Below are 16,686 nucleotides of genomic sequence, written 5' to 3'. Positions count from 1 at the left end.
TCCTGTTTCTTATGAATATTTAAACCACAAGTGACAATGTCACATACTTTATATTATAAATCAGCCAACTCAGGGATTACCGGGCGGCCACGCTGCTCAAGGTAATTCAGTAACCGGCGCGGGCTAACATTCAAAATACGGTCTGGCGGGAAATTCACCTCAGCAATAATCCGCTCACAATGTTCGAAAATCCCCAATGAATAGGCAATATGGGAGTCAGAACCTAATGCCAACCAGCCACCGGCATCACGGACCGCTTCAGCAATCGCCCGGCAGTTCGCTTCGCTGCCCTTGCGTGAATGCGTAAAGGACGAGTTATTCAACTCCAACGCCACATTGTATTTTGCCGCTGCCTCAGCAATAGCTGGAATATCAACAGGATATTTAGGATTACCGGGATGACTGATGATGTGCACATTCCCCTGCGCCATGGCCGCAATCATTGCCTGAGTATTGGCAGCTTTGTCTTGAGGCGGGAATACAGGCTCATGGAAGCCGGCAATTAGCAGGTCGATGGCATCAAGCATCGGGCCGGTACAATCGATATCACCGTCCAAATTCTTAATATTGGCCTCAATACCGCGCAAAATACCCACACCATCTACCAACCGTGGCCAGACACGCATGTTCATAAAGTGCCAGTAATGCGGGGCATCAGCCATATCCGGGCCATGGTCAGTAATGGCAAACAGCTTAATATTTTTTAACTTAGCTTCGGCAATGTAATCGTGCAGGGTGCTGTAAGCATGGGTGCTGGCGATGGTATGCATATGTAAATCAACAGGATACATGACTACTCCACAAAGTCTTTTAAGGCAGGATGGCTTTTTTGCAGGTAAAGCATAGACTGCTAATGATAGCAGGAATTCTTCTCATCAACAGCGCTAAAAGCCCTTACTTGCAGGGCTATCGCTATATCTCATCGAACCGAGTCAGTATGTAAATCAGTAACCTCGTACCACATCGACCAGGCCCGCTGGCACTCTCCCCGCTTCGATGGCTTGAATATTGGCAACTACCTGATCCATCGCTATCTCCGGCAGGGTTATCGCTGCAATATGCGGTGTAATAGTTATGCGTGGGTGACTCCAGAAAGGATGCATTGACGGTAAGGGTTCCTCAGCAAATACATCCAATGTCGCCGCTGCAACGCTCCCAACACTCATTGCAATTAATAGATCACGCTCCAATAAATGTGCACCACGCGCAATATTGATCACATAAGCGTTAGCATTCAATTGTGAAAACAGCGATTGGTTCAAGATACCGACAGTTTCGGGCGTATTGGGCAGCAAATTAATTAATAATTGTGTCCCTTGCAGGAAAATCGATAGTTTCTCTTTGCCGGCAAAACTGGTTATACCCTCAATCTGTTTTGGTGTACGGCTCCAACAACGCACGGTAAAACCAAACTCAGCCAATTTGTGGGCCACGCTTTTACCTAATACCCCCGCCCCGAGAATACCTATGGTAAATTTATCATGCTGATGCGGCTCCAGCGGTTGCCACACTTTCTGCTGTTGTTGCAGTTGATACTCATCCATTCGGCGGAAATATCGCAATACACCGGCTACCACATACTCCTGCATTTGCAATGACATACCAGAGTCTTCTAATCGTACCAGCGGCACTCCGGTTGGCAATGTGCCCGGAGAGCGGCGCTCTTGATCCAAAATAGCATCGACCCCCGCCCCTAAAGCAAAAATGCCTTTCAGTTCAACACGTCTGGCGAGCATTTCCTGTGGTGGCTGCCAGACGAGAGCATAATCCGCTGGTTGTGTATCACCACGTCGCCACTGCCTGATTTTCGCCGTGGGCAAGCGAGATTGTATGCCTGACAACCACTGTTTTGCTTCAAAAAACGGGTGATAAAAAATAATATTCATTATTTGCCAACTCCTTGCGAAAGTACCTGATAGATTTCCGCGATTAACGGTCAGATGCAAGTGTTACCCGCAAGAAATGACGATGAAATCAGCAAACTGCTGTAACTTTAGCTAAACAGTAACAAAGCCAATATAAGAGGGTTGACGCTGGGCACACTTTTGCCTACATTACGCCGGTCGACAGCGTTTAGCGTAGTTGATAGCTGTAACACGGTGAGGTGTCTGAGTGGCTGAAGGAGCACGCCTGGAAAGTGTGTATACGTGTAAGCGTATCGAGGGTTCGAACCCCTCCCTCACCGCCATATTTAGTCTGTAGATGAACCTTGGTTTCTACGACAAACGAAGCGGCAATCGATAACATGTCTGGTTTCATACCTGAACCTGTTAACCCGATTGCCGTTTTTTTTCGCCTTTAGATAGCTTTATTTCCTGCCAAATATCGTTTCAGACATATATACCCAAAATAATTCGAGTTTCAGGAAGACGGCAAACGAAATACAAACCGGTCGGAAACCGATTTGAACAGTATTTATGCTAGCCCGTAGGGTGAGCCTCAAGGATGAGGCTCATTAATCCCGATGGGCTTACATTTGTAAGTGATTCAGATTATTGAGCGTAGCCAACGCACATGCAGCTTGAAGTATGACGGGTATAAACATAATCACTTTATTAAATGCCTCTATTACTAATTGGTTTATTTCCAGTTCAATATTACATGTTACAAGATAAGGAATATTATAAATCCGAAATAACCCATATCGAGGTATCAAATGAAAAATAAGCGATTTTATTTTATTTCTTTATTATTCACCCTGTGTGTTAACTCCCTATCAGCCTCGCCGTTAATCGTTGCTCATCGTGCAGGAACAGCCGATTTCCCAGAGAACACTCGACATGCCATCAGTAAAGCGTTATCAAATAATGCTGATATTATTTGGGTCTCGGTTCAACTTAGTAAAGATGGTGTTTTAGTACTATATCGGCCCAAAGATTTGAGCGAATTGACTAACGGCAGCGGCCTGGTCTCTGACCACTCTTGGCAAGAATTACAGTTATTAGATGCGGCCTATCACTTTAAAAGTGACGATCAGTATACATTCCGTGGATGGGGGGTAAAGATCCCCTCATTACATCATATTTTATTATCGTTCCCAAAAACAAGATTCACTATAGATATTAAGTCTCCTGATGCAGATCCAAAAATAATAGCGAATGCCATAACAGAAATGAGAGAAAGCATTCTCTCACCTGACCGCATTGTTTTCTATTCTACTGAGAAAAAATATCTTGATGCGCTACCTGATTATATAAGTAAATTCGAGACACGTAATAAAACCCGTAAAATTTTAGCTACTGCGGTGATGGCAGATGAATGTATAATAGCCAAAAACAAGGGTAATTCATTCATTAGCAACCAGAATAGACATTATGCCTTTGAATTAAGACGTGAGGTAAAGGTCGTCGAGAAATTCACCCTGGGTAAAGGAACAACCCGGACCCAATTGGTTTGGAATCAACAGGCAATGGACTGTTTCAAGCAGAGCGAAGATGCAAAAATTTTGCTGATTGGCATAAACTCTGCAAAAGATTATCAGCTAGCTAAAGATCTCGGTGCCGATTATGTGATGGTTGATTCACCACTGCAGGCGAAAAATTGGCGTTGATTGCTTATAATTTGCCGGTGATTTACGCTATATGCATGCAGAATAACCAGATGAATGGCAACGGGTAAATACTGCTTGACCATCTGCCTGCTGGTCCCTATAGTACCGCCCCGTTGCCGTGCTTAGCGCGGTAACAAACGGTGAGGTGTCTGAGTGGCTGAAGGAGCACGCCTGGAAAGTGTGTATACGCGTAAGTGTATCGAGGGTTCGAACCCCTCTCTCACCGCCATATTCGAGCAAAAGGCTCTGACGAAAGTCAGAGCCTTTTTCGTGATTCCCGCCAAGGTGTTTCTACAACTTACGGCGGCGCCCCTCTTTATCTATGCGGTCTCCCAATGGGGAAAATGGCATTAATCGGCTGTAAACCACTTGATTGCGCCCTTGTTTCTTCGCCTGATAAAGTGCTTCATCCGTCATTTTTAATGCTTTTAGCATCGACATTCCAGGCAAATAAAGAGACGCACCAATCGAGATGGTGGCCTTTATTTTACGTCCGTCAGGTAAAACCACCGCGAGATTCTCAACTTGTTGGAGAATTCGCTCGGCAACCGCTTTAATCGTTTGTGGTTCGTGGCGGCGGGTTATAACAATAAACTCTTCACCGCCATAACGGCCAACAAAATCCTCATCGCGAATGATTGACGTCAGCAGCTTCCCCACTTCTGTTAGAAGTAAATCACCACCGTCATGACCATAGCTGTCATTCACCGACTTAAAATGGTCCAGATCCAGAATCATTAAACCACACGCCTGACGGCTGTTGTGAATTGCCGTTAATCGATAATCAATACTTGCCCGGTTATTTAGCTGGGTTAATTTGTCAATATTCGCCCGGTTTTTCATCGAAAAATAGGCGGAGATATGACGCTCTTTAAAATTCAGTGCATGGTAGCAAATAGCCAAACAGAGCGCGGAAATCAGTTGATATACTATCACCTGGGCCCAGGTCAAAATATGCGGGGCAACTAATACAGCAACGACCATACGATAAATCGCAATAGCGAGGATTGCGGTATAAAAAATACGATTGCTTTTTCGCTCCCAGACTCGTGACAGTATGAGCGGAATAAATATTATTGTTATAAGAATATTGTCGAGGGTAAACCAGCCTGTGAAAGCAAAATTAATCAGCAATGCCGTCAAGCTACTTAACCAACCACCATAGAAAGTGACCAAAATAATCGGAATCAACTCGAAACTATAGAAAAACGCACCTGAAATCACCCACTGGTCCTGATTCAGATAAAGTGAAACCAGTCCCGATGCGACACCAAATAGAATACGTTTCCAGACGTCCCCATTGTAAGAAAAAGCACTGTTCTTACTTAAGGCAAAATAACTGATTGAGAGCGTCGCATAGGTGACACAAGCATCTCGGTATAGTGTCGATAGAGATTCTAATTCGCTCATGGCGTAGCATTAATCCTTTGAATTCTCAGCGAGGATTTTGGCTGACATTGGTTTGTCTTATTGCCAACTAACATTAAGTAACGTTTTACGTCGAATATATTCATTGGAAATCCTAAACATTAAGCATGGTTAATAGCCATAGTTTCTAACTCAAATCTTAGCTGTGAGACAGGTTTTATTCCTGAATAATTTCACTATGGGACCAATCCCTCAATTCATGTAACAAGATGTCGCCTAATCACCCCCTTTCGATTTCGCACACAGGATGCAGCCCTAGTTTGGATGCTTATTTTTCAATTTCCGATACTTGGGTCTAAAAGAAGGCGCTAGTGGGGATAATAACCACTTTTCATTTATTCAGGGGAGGAATGCACTGGTCCACCATGAATCCGTTCATTTAACCCTCTTTATAAAACCGGCAGTTATCTAATTTTCCGACTGAGATTGATATACATCTAGATCTTAGTCACCTAATTGGCGTATCGTTGTGTTCTGCTACTCGAGACGGACCCTTACTGGCCCGCCATTTATTTTGTCTTTTCTTTATTTGGTTTGCACCTTAGATGAAAACGCACGGAATTAACGGCATTAGGCCGTTCAGCGCGCTTATTGACGCTTGCTGGCGAGAAACCTATACACTTCAAAGACTTCTCAAAGATATAATTGCCGGTGTCACTGTCGGTATCATTGCTATCCCACTGGCGATGGCACTGGCTATTGCCAGTGGTGTCCCACCACAATACGGCTTATATACCTCCGCTATTGCCGGTATTGTTATTGCGGTCACCGGCGGCTCCCGCTATAGCGTATCCGGCCCCACTGCCGCTTTTGTGGTTATTCTCTATCCGGTATCACAGCAGTTTGGTTTAGCGGGTTTGCTGCTGGCTACACTGATCTCCGGTATATTTTTATTATTTATGGGCCTAGGGCGACTTGGCCGATTGATTGAATATATCCCGCTGTCCGTCACCCTCGGTTTTACCTCAGGTATTGGTATCACCATTGCCACCATGCAGGTGAAAGATTTCTTTGGCCTGCACCTGACAGAAGTGCCGGAAAATTATGCTGGTAAAGTTGCCGCGTTGGCTCAAGCAATGCCAACCATCAACCTCAGTGATACGCTAATTGCAACCGTCACTCTGCTGGTATTAATACTCTGGCCACGGTTAAAATTAAAGTTACCGGGTCACTTACCGGCATTGGTTGCGGGTACTGCCGTCATGGCGGTGTTATCGCTATTTGATCATCAAGTGGCGACTATCGGCTCGCGCTTTGGCTATTTACTGGCCGATGGCACCCAAGGCCACGGTATTCCCCCCATCCTGCCGCAATTTGTCTTGCCGTGGAATTTACCTGCCGCCAATAGTCAGCCATTTGTATTGAACTGGGCAACCTTCTCTGCATTACTGCCCGCAGCCTTTTCTATGGCAATGCTGGGCGCAATTGAGTCATTGCTCTGCGCCGTCGTACTTGATGGTATGACAGGACAAAAGCATCACTCCAACAGTGAGTTAGTCGGTCAGGGACTGGGGAATATCATTGCGCCATTCTTTGGCGGGATCACTGCGACTGCCGCCATTGCTCGTTCTGCGGCTAATGTTCGCGCAGGTGCAACCTCACCAGTGTCAGCCATCATCCACGCACTGTTGGTCTTACTGGCGTTACTGGTACTGGCACCGATGTTGTCTTATCTGCCTTTAGCTGCGATGGCGTCTCTGCTACTGATTGTGGCCTGGAACATGAGTGAGGCACATAAAGTCGTTGACCTCCTGCGCCGAGCGCCTAAAGATGACATTATTGTGATGTTGTTGTGCATGAGCCTAACGGTATTATTTGACATGGTGATTGCAATCACAGTGGGTATTGTGTTGGCCTCACTGCTGTTTATGCGGCGTATTGCGCGCATGACGCGCCTGAGTGAGATACCCGCGGCTGTTGATGAGCATACGCTGGTATTGCGAGTGAACGGGCCACTGTTTTTCGCTGCCGCAGAGCGGATATTTAATGAGTTACTCAGCCGTTGTGAGAATTATCAAACCATTATTTTGCAGTGGGATGCAGTACCGGTTCTGGATGCCGGTGGCCTAAATGCGTTCCTACGCTTCACAGAGGCGCTGGGCGAGCAACAACAGCTCGTTATCACGGATATTCCTTTCCAGCCGCTGAAGACGCTGGCAAGAGCCAGAGTGCAGCCCATTGAAGGCAAGTTGAGTTTTTATGGGTCACTGCCAGAAGCGCTGGAGGCTTTACGCGTAAGAGGTTAGTCCCTTTGAATGAGTATTACGGTTTTCAAAAAAGGCAGTGTAGTTACCTACACTGCCTTTTCTTTATTCAAATATTACCGGCGAACACTTTTTACTTGCTGGTATCCAGCACCGGGAAACTCTTCACTAAATCATCGATAGCTTTCATCTGCACCAGGAACGGTTCTAGTTTGTCTAATGGCAAAGCTGACGGACCATCACACTTGGCGCTGTTCGGCTCTGGGTGCGCTTCGATAAACAACCCTGCCAAACCAACGGCCATGCCAGCACGCGCCAGTTCAGCTACTTGAGCACGACGGCCACCGGAGGCTGCGCCAAACGGGTCACGGCATTGTAATGCGTGAGTCACATCGAAAATAACTGGATGACCGCCAGTCGCCTGGACCATAACGTTGATACCTAACATATCAACCACCAGATTGTCATAACCGAAGTTACTGCCGCGATCACACAAGATCACTTGATCATTACCGGCTTCTTTAAATTTATCGACAATATTGCCCATCTGCCCAGGACTGACAAACTGCGGTTTTTTCACGTTGATAACCGCGCCAGTGCGGGCCATAGCTTCAACCAAATCAGTTTGACGCGCCAAAAATGCCGGTAATTGAATAACATCAACCACTTCGGACACCGGTTTTGCCTGGCTGGCTTCATGCACATCGGTGATGATTTTGACACCAAACTGCTGTTTCAGCTCTTGGAAGATTTTCATCCCCTCTTCCAAACCGGGACCACGGTAAGAATGAATTGAAGAACGGTTGGCTTTGTCGAACGAGGCTTTAAACACATAAGGAATGCCCAACTTTTGGGTCACCGTGACATAATGTTCACAAATGCGCATTGCCAGGTCGCGCGACTCAAGCACATTCATGCCGCCGAACAGCACGAAAGGTAGGTCGTTCGCTACGTTGATATCGCCAATGCTAACCACTTTCTGTTTCATACTAATACCTTTATAAAGGGTAAATCGAGATTAATTACCACGGTTATGCCGCAAGACATGGCTACCATACAACCGCGGTATAAAAGAGATCAGTGCAATGTCACCCGCTGTTGCTCAATGGAGTGGATCTGCATTTTTATCATTTCAGCAATCGGGTCTTCCGGGCACTGTTCAACAAAATAGCTTAAATCAGAGATAGCAATATGGTTGCAATCCAGTTGGGCATAAATCAAGCCACGGTCGCGGATTTCATAGGGGTCATCGGGGTCAAAAGCCAATACCGCTTCACTGGCGCGCAATGCCAACTCCATCTGCTTCTCTTCCATTAATGCCGCTTTCAATGTATCAAGCATTTTACGAACAATCAGGGTGTTTTCCGCTTCTTCCAGATCTTCATCTTCCAGTTCGGCGCTCAAACCCAGGTTGCCCTTAATCCACACTTCTAGCATATGTTCATTAAGCGTTTCACCGTTTAACGGATTAATCAGCCACATTTCTTCATCTAACCAATCAGCCCGAAGAATTAATTGAGTTGGAAAGATAACTGGCATCAAAGGTAGATCCAGTTGATGGGCGATGTGCAGGAAAATGACGCCCAGCGATACTGGCGTCCCTTGACGTTTATCCAACACTTTATCAAGCCAGATAGCGTCTGACAGGCGATAAACGCCACCAGCACCGCCAAATTTCCATTTACGGTAAAACAGATCAATAAGCACTTCTAATTGCTGATCCTGATTGAGATTGGCGGGCATCGCAGCCCGGGCATCATCAACGAGCTGTTGTAATTGGTTGCGTACATCAACCAGTGGAAAATTCTGTCGAATCTCCTGGGTAACCAATAACACCCCATCACACAGGGACGCGTTGTTAAATTCGAAATCAGCAATGCTACTCATAGATATCCCATCAGCAGTGGTAATTTAGTTGTTGCCAGTTTGACAATCAAATACAGGCAACCCAATGCGAGTATGAAAGCAAGCCAGCGACGATTCTGGCTGCGGGTTCGCTTACCTAATGCGACATAGCCAAGCAGGATATAGATAATAACGCCAAACAGCTTTTCAGTCAGCCATGTTCCTTGCGGACTGAAAGGGTAAAATCCGGTGATAAAAATCAGTACAATACCGCTGACAAATAGCAACGTATCATTGATATGTGGCGTTATTTTTACCCAGCGCTTATCCATCATAGCCGAACCGCGACATTTCCAAAAGAAACGTAATACAAACAGCGTAATACTGATAACTACTGTGAGTAAATGTAAATACTTCATGGCGATATAATCAACCCACATGACTCTCGCTTCCTTATCTATGTTAAATATTTATCGTTTTTTTTATTTGTTGCCGAATAAATGCCGCACAAAATCAGATTTTTCTTGATTAGCCGATCCATTGCCCCAAAGTAACACGATCATTATTACCATAATCTTTATACGTCATTACAGCACTAAATCCGGCGTTTTTAAGTAATTTCTGTACTGCATCGGCTTGCTGCCAGCCATGCTCCAACATTAACCAGCCTCCCGCCTCTAAATAAGCCGGCGCACGACGGATAATCTCGTCCAGTGAAGCCATCCCTTCGGCAGGTGCGACAAGCGCACTGTGAGGCTCAAAGCGGACATCACCTTCGTTCAGATGCGGGTCATCGGCATCAATATAAGGAGGATTGCTAACAATCAGCGTAAATTGTCCGTCGACCGCGTCAAACCAGCTACTTTGCAGGAAATGTACATTATCTATGGCCAGCTTTTCTGCATTATGGCGAGCCAGTGCAACAGCGTCGGCTTGGATGTCCACACCCACCACAGCACAATCTGGCCGCTCACTGGCTAACGCCAAAGCAATAGCACCGGTACCGGTACCCAAATCCAAAATATGGCAAGGAGTGGCTGGCAGATGTGCCAACGCCTGTTCAACCAAACATTCGGTGTCAGGGCGTGGAATAAGAGTGGCGGAGGAAACACTGAGTGGCAATGACCAGAATTCGCGCTCCCCAACCAGATAAGCAATAGGTTCCCCCTGCTCACGCCGGGTTGCCAGTTGTTCCAATCGCTGTAACTGATCGGCTGTCAGCTTAGTTTCACCGAAAGCCAACACATAGGTACGCGCCTTTGCAGTGACAAAACTCAATAGAATCTCGGCATCGCGCTTTGGACTGTCACTCTGACTGAAACGGGCTGCCGTTAACGACAGCCACTGCTGATAGTCCATTAATCTTGCTCTGACAACGCAGAGAGCTGGTCGGCTTGATATTCCTGCACAATCGGCTGAATCAGCATATCCAGTTTGCCTTCCATCACTTCATCTAGGCGATAGAGGGTCAGGTTAATGCGATGATCGGTCACTCGGCCCTGTGGGAAGTTATAGGTACGATTACGATCAGAGCGATCACCTGAACCAAGCAGATTACGGCGCTCGGAAGCTTCTGCCAATTGGCGCTTTTGCATTTCTGCGGCACGGATACGTGCACCCAACACCGACATCGCCTTGGCTTTGTTCTTATGTTGTGAGCGCTCATCCTGACACTCCACCACCAAGCCCGTTGGAATATGGGTGATACGGATTGCCGAATCGGTGGTGTTAACGTGCTGACCACCGGCACCAGACGAGCGGAAAGTATCAATACGCAAATCACCGGCATTGATTTCCGGCATCTCAGCTTCAGGAATGGCAGGCATTACCGCGACGGTACAGGCAGAGGTATGAATACGGCCTTGTGATTCGGTTTCGGGTACACGTTGCACACGGTGACCACCTGACTCGAATTTTAACTGACCAAACACCCCATCACCAGAGACCTTGGCAATCACTTCTTTATAGCCACCATGCTCGCCCTCACTGGCGCTCATGATTTCAACTTTCCAGCGGCGTGCTTCGGCATAACGGCTGTACATACGGAACATGTCACCAGCAAAAATAGCCGCTTCATCACCACCGGTCCCGGCACGAATCTCGAGAAAACAATCACGCTCATCATCAGGGTCTTTAGGGAGCAACAACACTTGCAACTGCTGTTCCAGCTCTTCACTGCGCGCTTTTGCTTCTTTCAGTTCTTCCTGAGCCATTTCGCGCATTTCAAGATCTTCCAGCATCATTTCTGCGGCTTCGAGATCATCTTGCACGCTGCGCCATTCTTTAAAACAGCGGGTGACATCCGTTAATTGCGCATATTCACGTGACAACGCGCGGAAACGGTCTTGATCGGCAATAACGCTGGCATCGCCAAGATACGCCAGCACTTCTTCGTGACGCTCTTGTAACGCTTCCAGTTTGGCAACAATAGAAGACTTCATCCGTGGTTTTAAACCCTGTAATTAGAGGAAACTAATGCTGATCCAGCCCAAGGCTGTCGCGTAATAATTGCAACCGCTCCATATCGCCATCGCTGGCGGCTTGCTGGAGGGATTTGGTAGGAGCATGAATCAGGCGGTTAGTGAGCTTATGGGCCAACTCATTCAACACTTGTTCTACATTGGCACCCTGCTCAATGGCGGCCAATGCTTTAGCGGTCATCTCACTACGAACCTGTTCGGCCTGAGAACGATAATCACGAATGGTTTCAACCGCCCCCTGCGCACGTAGCCAGGCCATAAAATTCATGCTTTCCTGCTGTACTATTGATTCGGCCTGCACCGCAGCGGCCTGACGCTGTGCCATATTGTGCTGAATAATCGCGTGCAGATCATCAACACTGTATAAATAGGCATTAGACAGTTTACCCACTTCTGGCTCAATATCCCGTGGTACGGCGATATCGACAAACAGCATTGGCTGATTGCGGCGGCTTTTCAGAGCACGTTCGACCATTCCCTTACCAATAATAGGCAATGGGCTGGCCGTTGAACTGATAATAATATCGGCATCGGCCAATCGAGCATCAATTTCCGGCAAAGTAATCACTTCGGCCCCCACTTCTGTCGCCAGCACTTGAGCTCGCTCACGGGTACGGTTAGCGATAATCATATGCTTGACTTGATGCTCACGCAGATGACGAGCCACCAGCTCAATGGTTTCCCCAGCCCCCACCAACAGCACATTCAGTTCAGAAAGCGACTCAAATATCTGACGTGCCAGAGTACAGGCAGCAAAAGCAACCGAAACGGCACTGGCTCCAATATCTGTTTCTGTCCGAACCCGTTTGGCAACCGAGAAAGATTTCTGGAACAACCGCTCCAACTCGCCAGACAGCGATTGACCACGCTGAGATTCAGCAAAGGCCTTTTTCACCTGCCCCAAAATTTGGGGTTCGCCTAATACCAGTGAGTCTAACCCGCTGGCAACACGCATCAAATGACTGACGGCATCATTACCATGATGCCAATACAGGCTTTTTTTCACTTCGTCCGGGCTGAGTTTGTGATAGGTACAAAGCCAGGCAATAAGTTGTTCATGCAGATTATCTTGCTGCTCTACGCTGAGATACAACTCAGTTCGGTTACACGTAGACAATACGACACCGCCCTGCACCAACGGCTGTTGGAGCAAGCTGACAAGCGCCTGGTCGATAGATTCCGGTGAAAAGTTCACTCGTTCACGTAAAGATACAGGCGCAGTTTTGTGATTAATGCCTAATGCAAGCAGAGTCATGAGAACGGCTTCGAGTAATACTGATGTTAGTATGGATTCTCGTCTGAACCGCATTCTACTTGATGCGCGGGTTCAATAAAAGTCACAGTGCAATATCCTAAGTATTATCATAAATTATGATCAGAAATTGGTTATCTGCTGTACAACAATATTGCGTAAACCCTGTACAAAATAGAACAAGATATTGACGCTCAGCCTTCAGCCCGTTAGCGTGAGCACCTCAGATACCAATTAGCTAGGTATCAAATAATTTGTTTTATCAAAAATTATTATTTATCGGTAACATGACCTCATCAAAGACGCGTCGCCAATGATATCCGTGCGACCGATAGGATTTATAGCCATATGTCGATGTATAAAATCAGTTTTTATCGCCTGCTCCCTTTAGCAACGCTGTTGCTAGCAGCCTGTAGCACCACGCCACCGACCGGTCCGGCGACCAGTCCGACATCGCCACAGTGGCGTCAACATGAGCAACAATTACAGCAATTGAGCCAATTCCAGACCCGGGGTGCCTTTGCGTATATTTCTGAAAAACAAAAAGTCTATGCGCGCTTTTTCTGGCAACAAACTACACCTGAGCGCTATCGCCTACTGCTGACCAACCCATTGGGCAGCACAGAACTGGAATTGGTGGTACAACCAGGCGTTACCCAGTTGACCGATAATCAAGGCAAACGCTATGTCAGTGATGACCCACAAGAAATGATTCAAAAGTTGACGGGGATGTCCATTCCATTGGAAAGCTTACGTCAGTGGATTTTAGGGTTACCCGGTGATACCACTGATTTCATCCTTGATGATAAGTACCGTTTGAAGCAAGTGACTTATAAACAAAATGGTATGACGTGGGTGGTTGATTATCAGGAATACAACACTCAAGTGACGCCAGCATTGCCGAGCCGCATGGAACTGAGCCAGGGCGGGCAGCGAATTAAGCTAAAAATGGATAATTGGACTGTCAAATAACATGGTTAGCACGCAGCAACATGTCTGGCCCTCACCGGCCAAATTAAACCTGTTTCTTTATATCACCGGGCAACGGGCCGATGGTTATCATGACTTACAAACCCTGTTTCAGTTTCTCGATTATGGCGACCAGCTAACTATTGTGCCGCGAGATGACAATCAGATTCGCTTATTAACGCCAGTTGCAGGCGTAGAAAACGAACAGAACTTGATAATTCGCGCGGCGCGATTGCTACAACAACAATTTCTACAACAACAATTGCCACAACAACAGCCCGGCACGGTAAAAGTACCTCGTGGGGCAGATATCAGTATTGATAAACGCCTACCAATGGGGGGAGGACTGGGTGGTGGTTCATCTAATGCCGCCACGGTACTGGTTGCACTCAATTTACTGTGGCAATGTGGTTTCTCTGATGAGAAATTGGCCACTCTTGGCCTAACATTAGGTGCCGATGTGCCGGTGTTCGTTCGTGGACATGCTGCCTTTGCTGAGGGAATTGGCGAAAAATTGCAACCTGCGGAGCCTTTAGAGAAGTGGTATTTGGTGGTACACCCCGGTGTAAGCATCCCAACACCAATTATTTTTTCTGATCCTGAATTAAAAAGAAATACGCCAGTTCGCCCACTGGCGGCGCTTTTAAGCACTCCGTACGCAAATGATTGCGAACCGATCGCAAGAAAACGTTTTCGCGAGGTTGAACAGGCTCTTTCATGGCTGTTAGAATACGCTCCGTCACGCCTTACCGGAACCGGTGCTTGTGTGTTTGCAGAATTCGACACTGAGGCATCGGCCCGACAGGTGTTAAGTATTGCCCCGGAGTGGTTGCATGGTTTTGTTGCTCGTGGTGTAAATGTTTCGCCACTGCATCGTGCGCGCTCTGGGAAAATTGAAAGTTGTGAGTGCAGATAACGATTTACAGCGTTATGTAAGGTCGATGTAATGGCTCTACTAACCTTGGGTTCTGAAAATACCTGTCTCATTTGATTGAAAGCCGGTTCATAATGCTGTTTTGTACCCAATAGATTTCAAGATGCAGGAAAGCGGCAAACGAGCGAATCCCGATAACCTTACATGAGTAAGTGATGCGGGTGAACGAGAACAGTCGACACACCTGTAATTTGAATGATGACGGTTATTCACCGTGTTTTGGCTTTAAATACCCGTATGTATATTGCAATCAGTATGAATAATCGCCCCTGATTACTGATATGACAATATCTTCTCTGGACGCATGCCTGAGGTTCTTCTCGTGCCTGATATGAAGCTTTTTGCTGGTAACGCCACCCCGGAACTAGCACAACGTATTGCCAACCGTTTGTACACCAGTCTTGGTGACGCCGCTGTAGGTCGTTTTAGCGACGGCGAAGTGAGCGTGCAAATCAACGAAAATGTACGCGGTGGTGATATTTTCATCATCCAGTCCACCTGCGCACCCACGAACGATAACCTGATGGAACTGGTTGTCATGGTTGATGCCCTGCGTCGCGCCTCCGCAGGACGTATTACTGCTGTTATTCCTTACTTCGGTTACGCTCGTCAGGATCGCCGTGTGCGTTCTGCCCGTGTACCGATCACTGCCAAAGTTGTTGCCGATTTTCTCTCAAGTGTTGGGGTTGACCGCGTATTGACAGTGGATCTACATGCTGAACAGATCCAAGGCTTTTTTGATGTTCCGGTTGATAACGTATTTGGTAGCCCAATCCTGCTGGAAGATATGTTGCAGCAGAATCTGGAAAACCCAATTGTTGTCTCTCCAGACATCGGCGGCGTTGTTCGCGCCAGAGCCATTGCAAAACTGCTGAACGATACTGATATGGCGATTATCGACAAACGCCGCCCACGTGCTAACGTTTCTCAGGTGATGCACATCATCGGTGACGTTGCTGGCCGTGACTGCGTGTTAGTTGACGATATGATCGATACCGGTGGCACATTGTGTAAAGCAGCGGAAGCCCTGAAAGAACGTGGTGCCAAGCGTGTATTTGCTTACGCGACTCACCCGATCTTCTCTGGTAATGCGGTTGAAAACATCAAACATTCTGTTATCGATGAAGTGATTGTTTGTGACACGATTCCGTTGTCAGCTGAAATCAAGGCATTAAAAAATGTGCGTACTCTGACCCTGTCGGGCATGTTGGCTGAAGCCATCCGCCGTATCAGCAATGAAGAGTCCATCTCTGCGATGTTTGAGCATTAATCAGTATTAGGTTGTGGATATCCCTGCGGTGCTATCTGGCCGCAGTTAGCCATTAAGCTATTTTCGCGATAGGTCACTTGGTGGGCATCACGAATGGGGTTCATAACGAATTGATACTATGCAATGCATAAATTGAAGCAGATAAAGAAAAACCCGTTGAAGCAGATGCGACAACGGGTTTTCTACTCTCGATCGCTGAGTTCTTGATCAATAGGTGTTTGTCTTATCGCTCGTTGAGCCGTCATTTACCCCTCCTGCACATCAGCTCAATTAAAAAGCCAAGAAAACAGGTCTATGTTTGCCGCTTCGCTGTAATTAGTCGCTAATGATGCCTTGCTCGCTAGGAGTGACGCTGGTTGCGATTACAACGCTTGTCAAAGTGCTTAATCCACCAATAACGATCCGCAACTTCCTCACGCCCACCGATACGCGCGCCAACTAACCACAACAGTGCGCCGACAAAAATACTCATCACGGCACCATGGGCAAAGAATTGCGGTAGACCCAGTTGGGATACCTCTGTCAGGATTGAGTAACCTACCCCTACGACCATGGTAACCAAACCTAATCCCATCAGCACATTACCGACCCTTGCTGCGCTTTTACGTTTCATATGCCACCTCCACCTAGGTTGCCAATAAATAACCACTGAGCCGAGCGCTAAAACTGCTTGCTTAATGCGATTATTCATGTCCACTTAATAACTAAGTATAGTCAGGCTTGCGAGGAAGGTATTGCGCTTGTGATCACAACT

15 protein-coding genes and 2 tRNA genes are annotated in these 16,686 nt (G+C 46.9%); 7 read left to right on the top strand and 10 right to left on the bottom strand.

All coding sequences use genetic code 11. The annotated features are described in order from the left end of the window. Positions 1–53 precede the first annotated feature (53 nt). Together Q2T72_RS10225 and ghrA are read right to left on the bottom strand one after the other, a co-directional pair. A complete protein-coding gene (locus Q2T72_RS10225; protein WP_372569123.1) occupies positions 54–791 on the bottom strand; it encodes a phosphatase in 738 nt (245 codons plus the stop codon). A gap of 153 nt (positions 792–944) precedes the next feature. After that, a complete protein-coding gene (gene ghrA, locus Q2T72_RS10220) occupies positions 945–1,886 on the bottom strand; it encodes a glyoxylate/hydroxypyruvate reductase GhrA (RefSeq protein ID WP_372569122.1) in 942 nt (313 codons plus the stop codon). A 212-nt stretch (positions 1,887–2,098) separates the two neighbouring features. On the opposite strand from ghrA, the gene Q2T72_RS10215 reads away from it, so the two are divergent. The 3 genes from Q2T72_RS10215 (at position 2,099) to Q2T72_RS10205 (ending at position 3,779) form a co-directional block, all read left to right on the top strand. Further along, positions 2,099–2,188: transfer RNA gene (locus Q2T72_RS10215), tRNA-Ser, on the top strand. A 468-nt stretch (positions 2,189–2,656) separates the two neighbouring features. After that, positions 2,657–3,550: a glycerophosphodiester phosphodiesterase family protein gene (locus tag Q2T72_RS10210; protein ID WP_372569121.1), complete on the top strand. Its 894-nt coding sequence runs from the start codon at positions 2,657–2,659 to the stop codon at positions 3,548–3,550. Between the two features lie 139 nt (positions 3,551–3,689). Beyond that, positions 3,690–3,779 (top strand) — tRNA-Ser (locus Q2T72_RS10205). Between the two features lie 62 nt (positions 3,780–3,841). Here Q2T72_RS10205 and Q2T72_RS10200 read toward each other — a convergent pair. Further along, positions 3,842–4,960, bottom strand: coding sequence for a GGDEF domain-containing protein (locus Q2T72_RS10200; protein WP_083159022.1), 1,119 nt, complete (start codon positions 4,958–4,960; stop codon positions 3,842–3,844). 563 nt (positions 4,961–5,523) lie between these two features. On the opposite strand from Q2T72_RS10200, the gene dauA reads away from it, so the two are divergent. Beyond that, entirely contained in the window at positions 5,524–7,224 is a 1,701-nt protein-coding gene (gene dauA, locus Q2T72_RS10195) for a C4-dicarboxylic acid transporter DauA (protein ID WP_083159023.1), read from the top strand. A gap of 91 nt (positions 7,225–7,315) precedes the next feature. Here dauA and kdsA read toward each other — a convergent pair whose 3' ends face one another. The 6 genes from kdsA to hemA all read right to left on the bottom strand — a co-directional run bounded on the left by kdsA (position 7,316) and on the right by hemA (position 12,762). Continuing rightward, entirely contained in the window at positions 7,316–8,170 is an 855-nt protein-coding gene (kdsA, locus tag Q2T72_RS10190; RefSeq protein ID WP_005185168.1) for a 3-deoxy-8-phosphooctulonate synthase, read from the bottom strand. 89 nt (positions 8,171–8,259) lie between these two features. Further along, positions 8,260–9,069, bottom strand: coding sequence for an invasion regulator SirB1 (gene sirB1 / locus Q2T72_RS10185; protein WP_083159024.1), 810 nt, complete (start codon positions 9,067–9,069; stop codon positions 8,260–8,262). Continuing rightward, complete coding sequence (locus Q2T72_RS10180) at positions 9,066–9,467, bottom strand: SirB2 family protein (protein ID WP_005185164.1); 402 nt, start codon at positions 9,465–9,467, stop codon at positions 9,066–9,068. The genes sirB1 and Q2T72_RS10180 overlap by 4 nt, the downstream gene beginning before the upstream one ends. An 88-nt stretch (positions 9,468–9,555) precedes the next feature. Next, a complete protein-coding gene (prmC, locus tag Q2T72_RS10175) occupies positions 9,556–10,386 on the bottom strand; it encodes a peptide chain release factor N(5)-glutamine methyltransferase (protein ID WP_083159025.1) in 831 nt (276 codons plus the stop codon). After that, positions 10,386–11,468 (bottom strand): peptide chain release factor 1, encoded by a 1,083-nt coding sequence (gene prfA / locus Q2T72_RS10170; protein WP_005185162.1) that lies wholly within the window; start codon positions 11,466–11,468, stop codon positions 10,386–10,388. The genes prmC and prfA overlap by 1 nt, the downstream gene beginning before the upstream one ends. A gap of 31 nt (positions 11,469–11,499) precedes the next feature. Next, positions 11,500–12,762 carry a glutamyl-tRNA reductase gene (gene hemA / locus Q2T72_RS10165; RefSeq protein WP_083159026.1) on the bottom strand — a complete coding sequence of 421 codons (1,263 nt, stop codon included), beginning with the start codon at positions 12,760–12,762 and terminating at the stop codon, positions 11,500–11,502. Between the two features lie 345 nt (positions 12,763–13,107). Between hemA and lolB the strand changes: the two genes are divergently transcribed. The 3 genes from lolB (at position 13,108) to prs (ending at position 15,932) form a co-directional block, all read left to right on the top strand. After that, positions 13,108–13,731, top strand: a complete 624-nt coding sequence (gene lolB, locus Q2T72_RS10160; RefSeq protein ID WP_083159027.1) for a lipoprotein insertase outer membrane protein LolB — start codon at positions 13,108–13,110, stop codon at positions 13,729–13,731. A gap of 1 nt (position 13,732) precedes the next feature. Next, the gene (gene ispE, locus Q2T72_RS10155; protein ID WP_372569120.1) at positions 13,733–14,644 is read left to right on the top strand and encodes a 4-(cytidine 5'-diphospho)-2-C-methyl-D-erythritol kinase; all 912 of its coding nucleotides are present in this window, start codon (positions 13,733–13,735) and stop codon (positions 14,642–14,644) included. A gap of 340 nt (positions 14,645–14,984) precedes the next feature. Then, positions 14,985–15,932 (top strand): ribose-phosphate diphosphokinase, encoded by a 948-nt coding sequence (prs, locus tag Q2T72_RS10150; protein ID WP_004390739.1) that lies wholly within the window; start codon positions 14,985–14,987, stop codon positions 15,930–15,932. A gap of 340 nt (positions 15,933–16,272) precedes the next feature. Here prs and ychH read toward each other — a convergent pair whose 3' ends face one another. After that, the gene (gene ychH, locus Q2T72_RS10145; protein ID WP_083159029.1) at positions 16,273–16,545 is read right to left on the bottom strand and encodes a stress-induced protein YchH; all 273 of its coding nucleotides are present in this window, start codon (positions 16,543–16,545) and stop codon (positions 16,273–16,275) included. Positions 16,546–16,686: the final 141 nt, after the last annotated feature.

The sequence above is a fragment of the Yersinia sp. 2466 StPb PI genome, assembly GCF_041538325.1.
Classification (GTDB): Bacteria; Pseudomonadota; Gammaproteobacteria; order Enterobacterales; family Enterobacteriaceae; genus Yersinia; species Yersinia enterocolitica_E.
This window is presented reverse-complemented; position numbering and strand designations above follow the sequence as displayed.

Bases quoted from the DNA above. Each gene is read 5' to 3' on its own strand.
- Q2T72_RS10225 (WP_372569123.1), bottom strand. From the start codon at position 791: ATGTATCCTGTTGATTTACATATGCATACCATCGCCAGCACCCATGCT.
- ghrA (WP_372569122.1), bottom strand. From the start codon at position 1,886: ATGAATATTATTTTTTATCACCCGTTTTTTGAAGCAAAACAGTGGTTG.
- Q2T72_RS10210 (WP_372569121.1), top strand. From the start codon at position 2,657: ATGAAAAATAAGCGATTTTATTTTATTTCTTTATTATTCACCCTGTGT.
- Q2T72_RS10200 (WP_083159022.1), bottom strand. From the start codon at position 4,960: ATGAGCGAATTAGAATCTCTATCGACACTATACCGAGATGCTTGTGTC.
- dauA (WP_083159023.1), top strand. From the start codon at position 5,524: ATGAAAACGCACGGAATTAACGGCATTAGGCCGTTCAGCGCGCTTATT.
- kdsA (WP_005185168.1), bottom strand. From the start codon at position 8,170: ATGAAACAGAAAGTGGTTAGCATTGGCGATATCAACGTAGCGAACGAC.
- sirB1 (WP_083159024.1), bottom strand. From the start codon at position 9,069: ATGAGTAGCATTGCTGATTTCGAATTTAACAACGCGTCCCTGTGTGAT.
- Q2T72_RS10180 (WP_005185164.1), bottom strand. From the start codon at position 9,467: ATGTGGGTTGATTATATCGCCATGAAGTATTTACATTTACTCACAGTA.
- prmC (WP_083159025.1), bottom strand. From the start codon at position 10,386: ATGGACTATCAGCAGTGGCTGTCGTTAACGGCAGCCCGTTTCAGTCAG.
- prfA (WP_005185162.1), bottom strand. From the start codon at position 11,468: ATGAAGTCTTCTATTGTTGCCAAACTGGAAGCGTTACAAGAGCGTCAC.
- hemA (WP_083159026.1), bottom strand. From the start codon at position 12,762: ATGACTCTGCTTGCATTAGGCATTAATCACAAAACTGCGCCTGTATCT.
- lolB (WP_083159027.1), top strand. From the start codon at position 13,108: ATGTCGATGTATAAAATCAGTTTTTATCGCCTGCTCCCTTTAGCAACG.
- ispE (WP_372569120.1), top strand. From the start codon at position 13,733: ATGGTTAGCACGCAGCAACATGTCTGGCCCTCACCGGCCAAATTAAAC.
- ychH (WP_083159029.1), bottom strand. From the start codon at position 16,545: ATGAAACGTAAAAGCGCAGCAAGGGTCGGTAATGTGCTGATGGGATTA.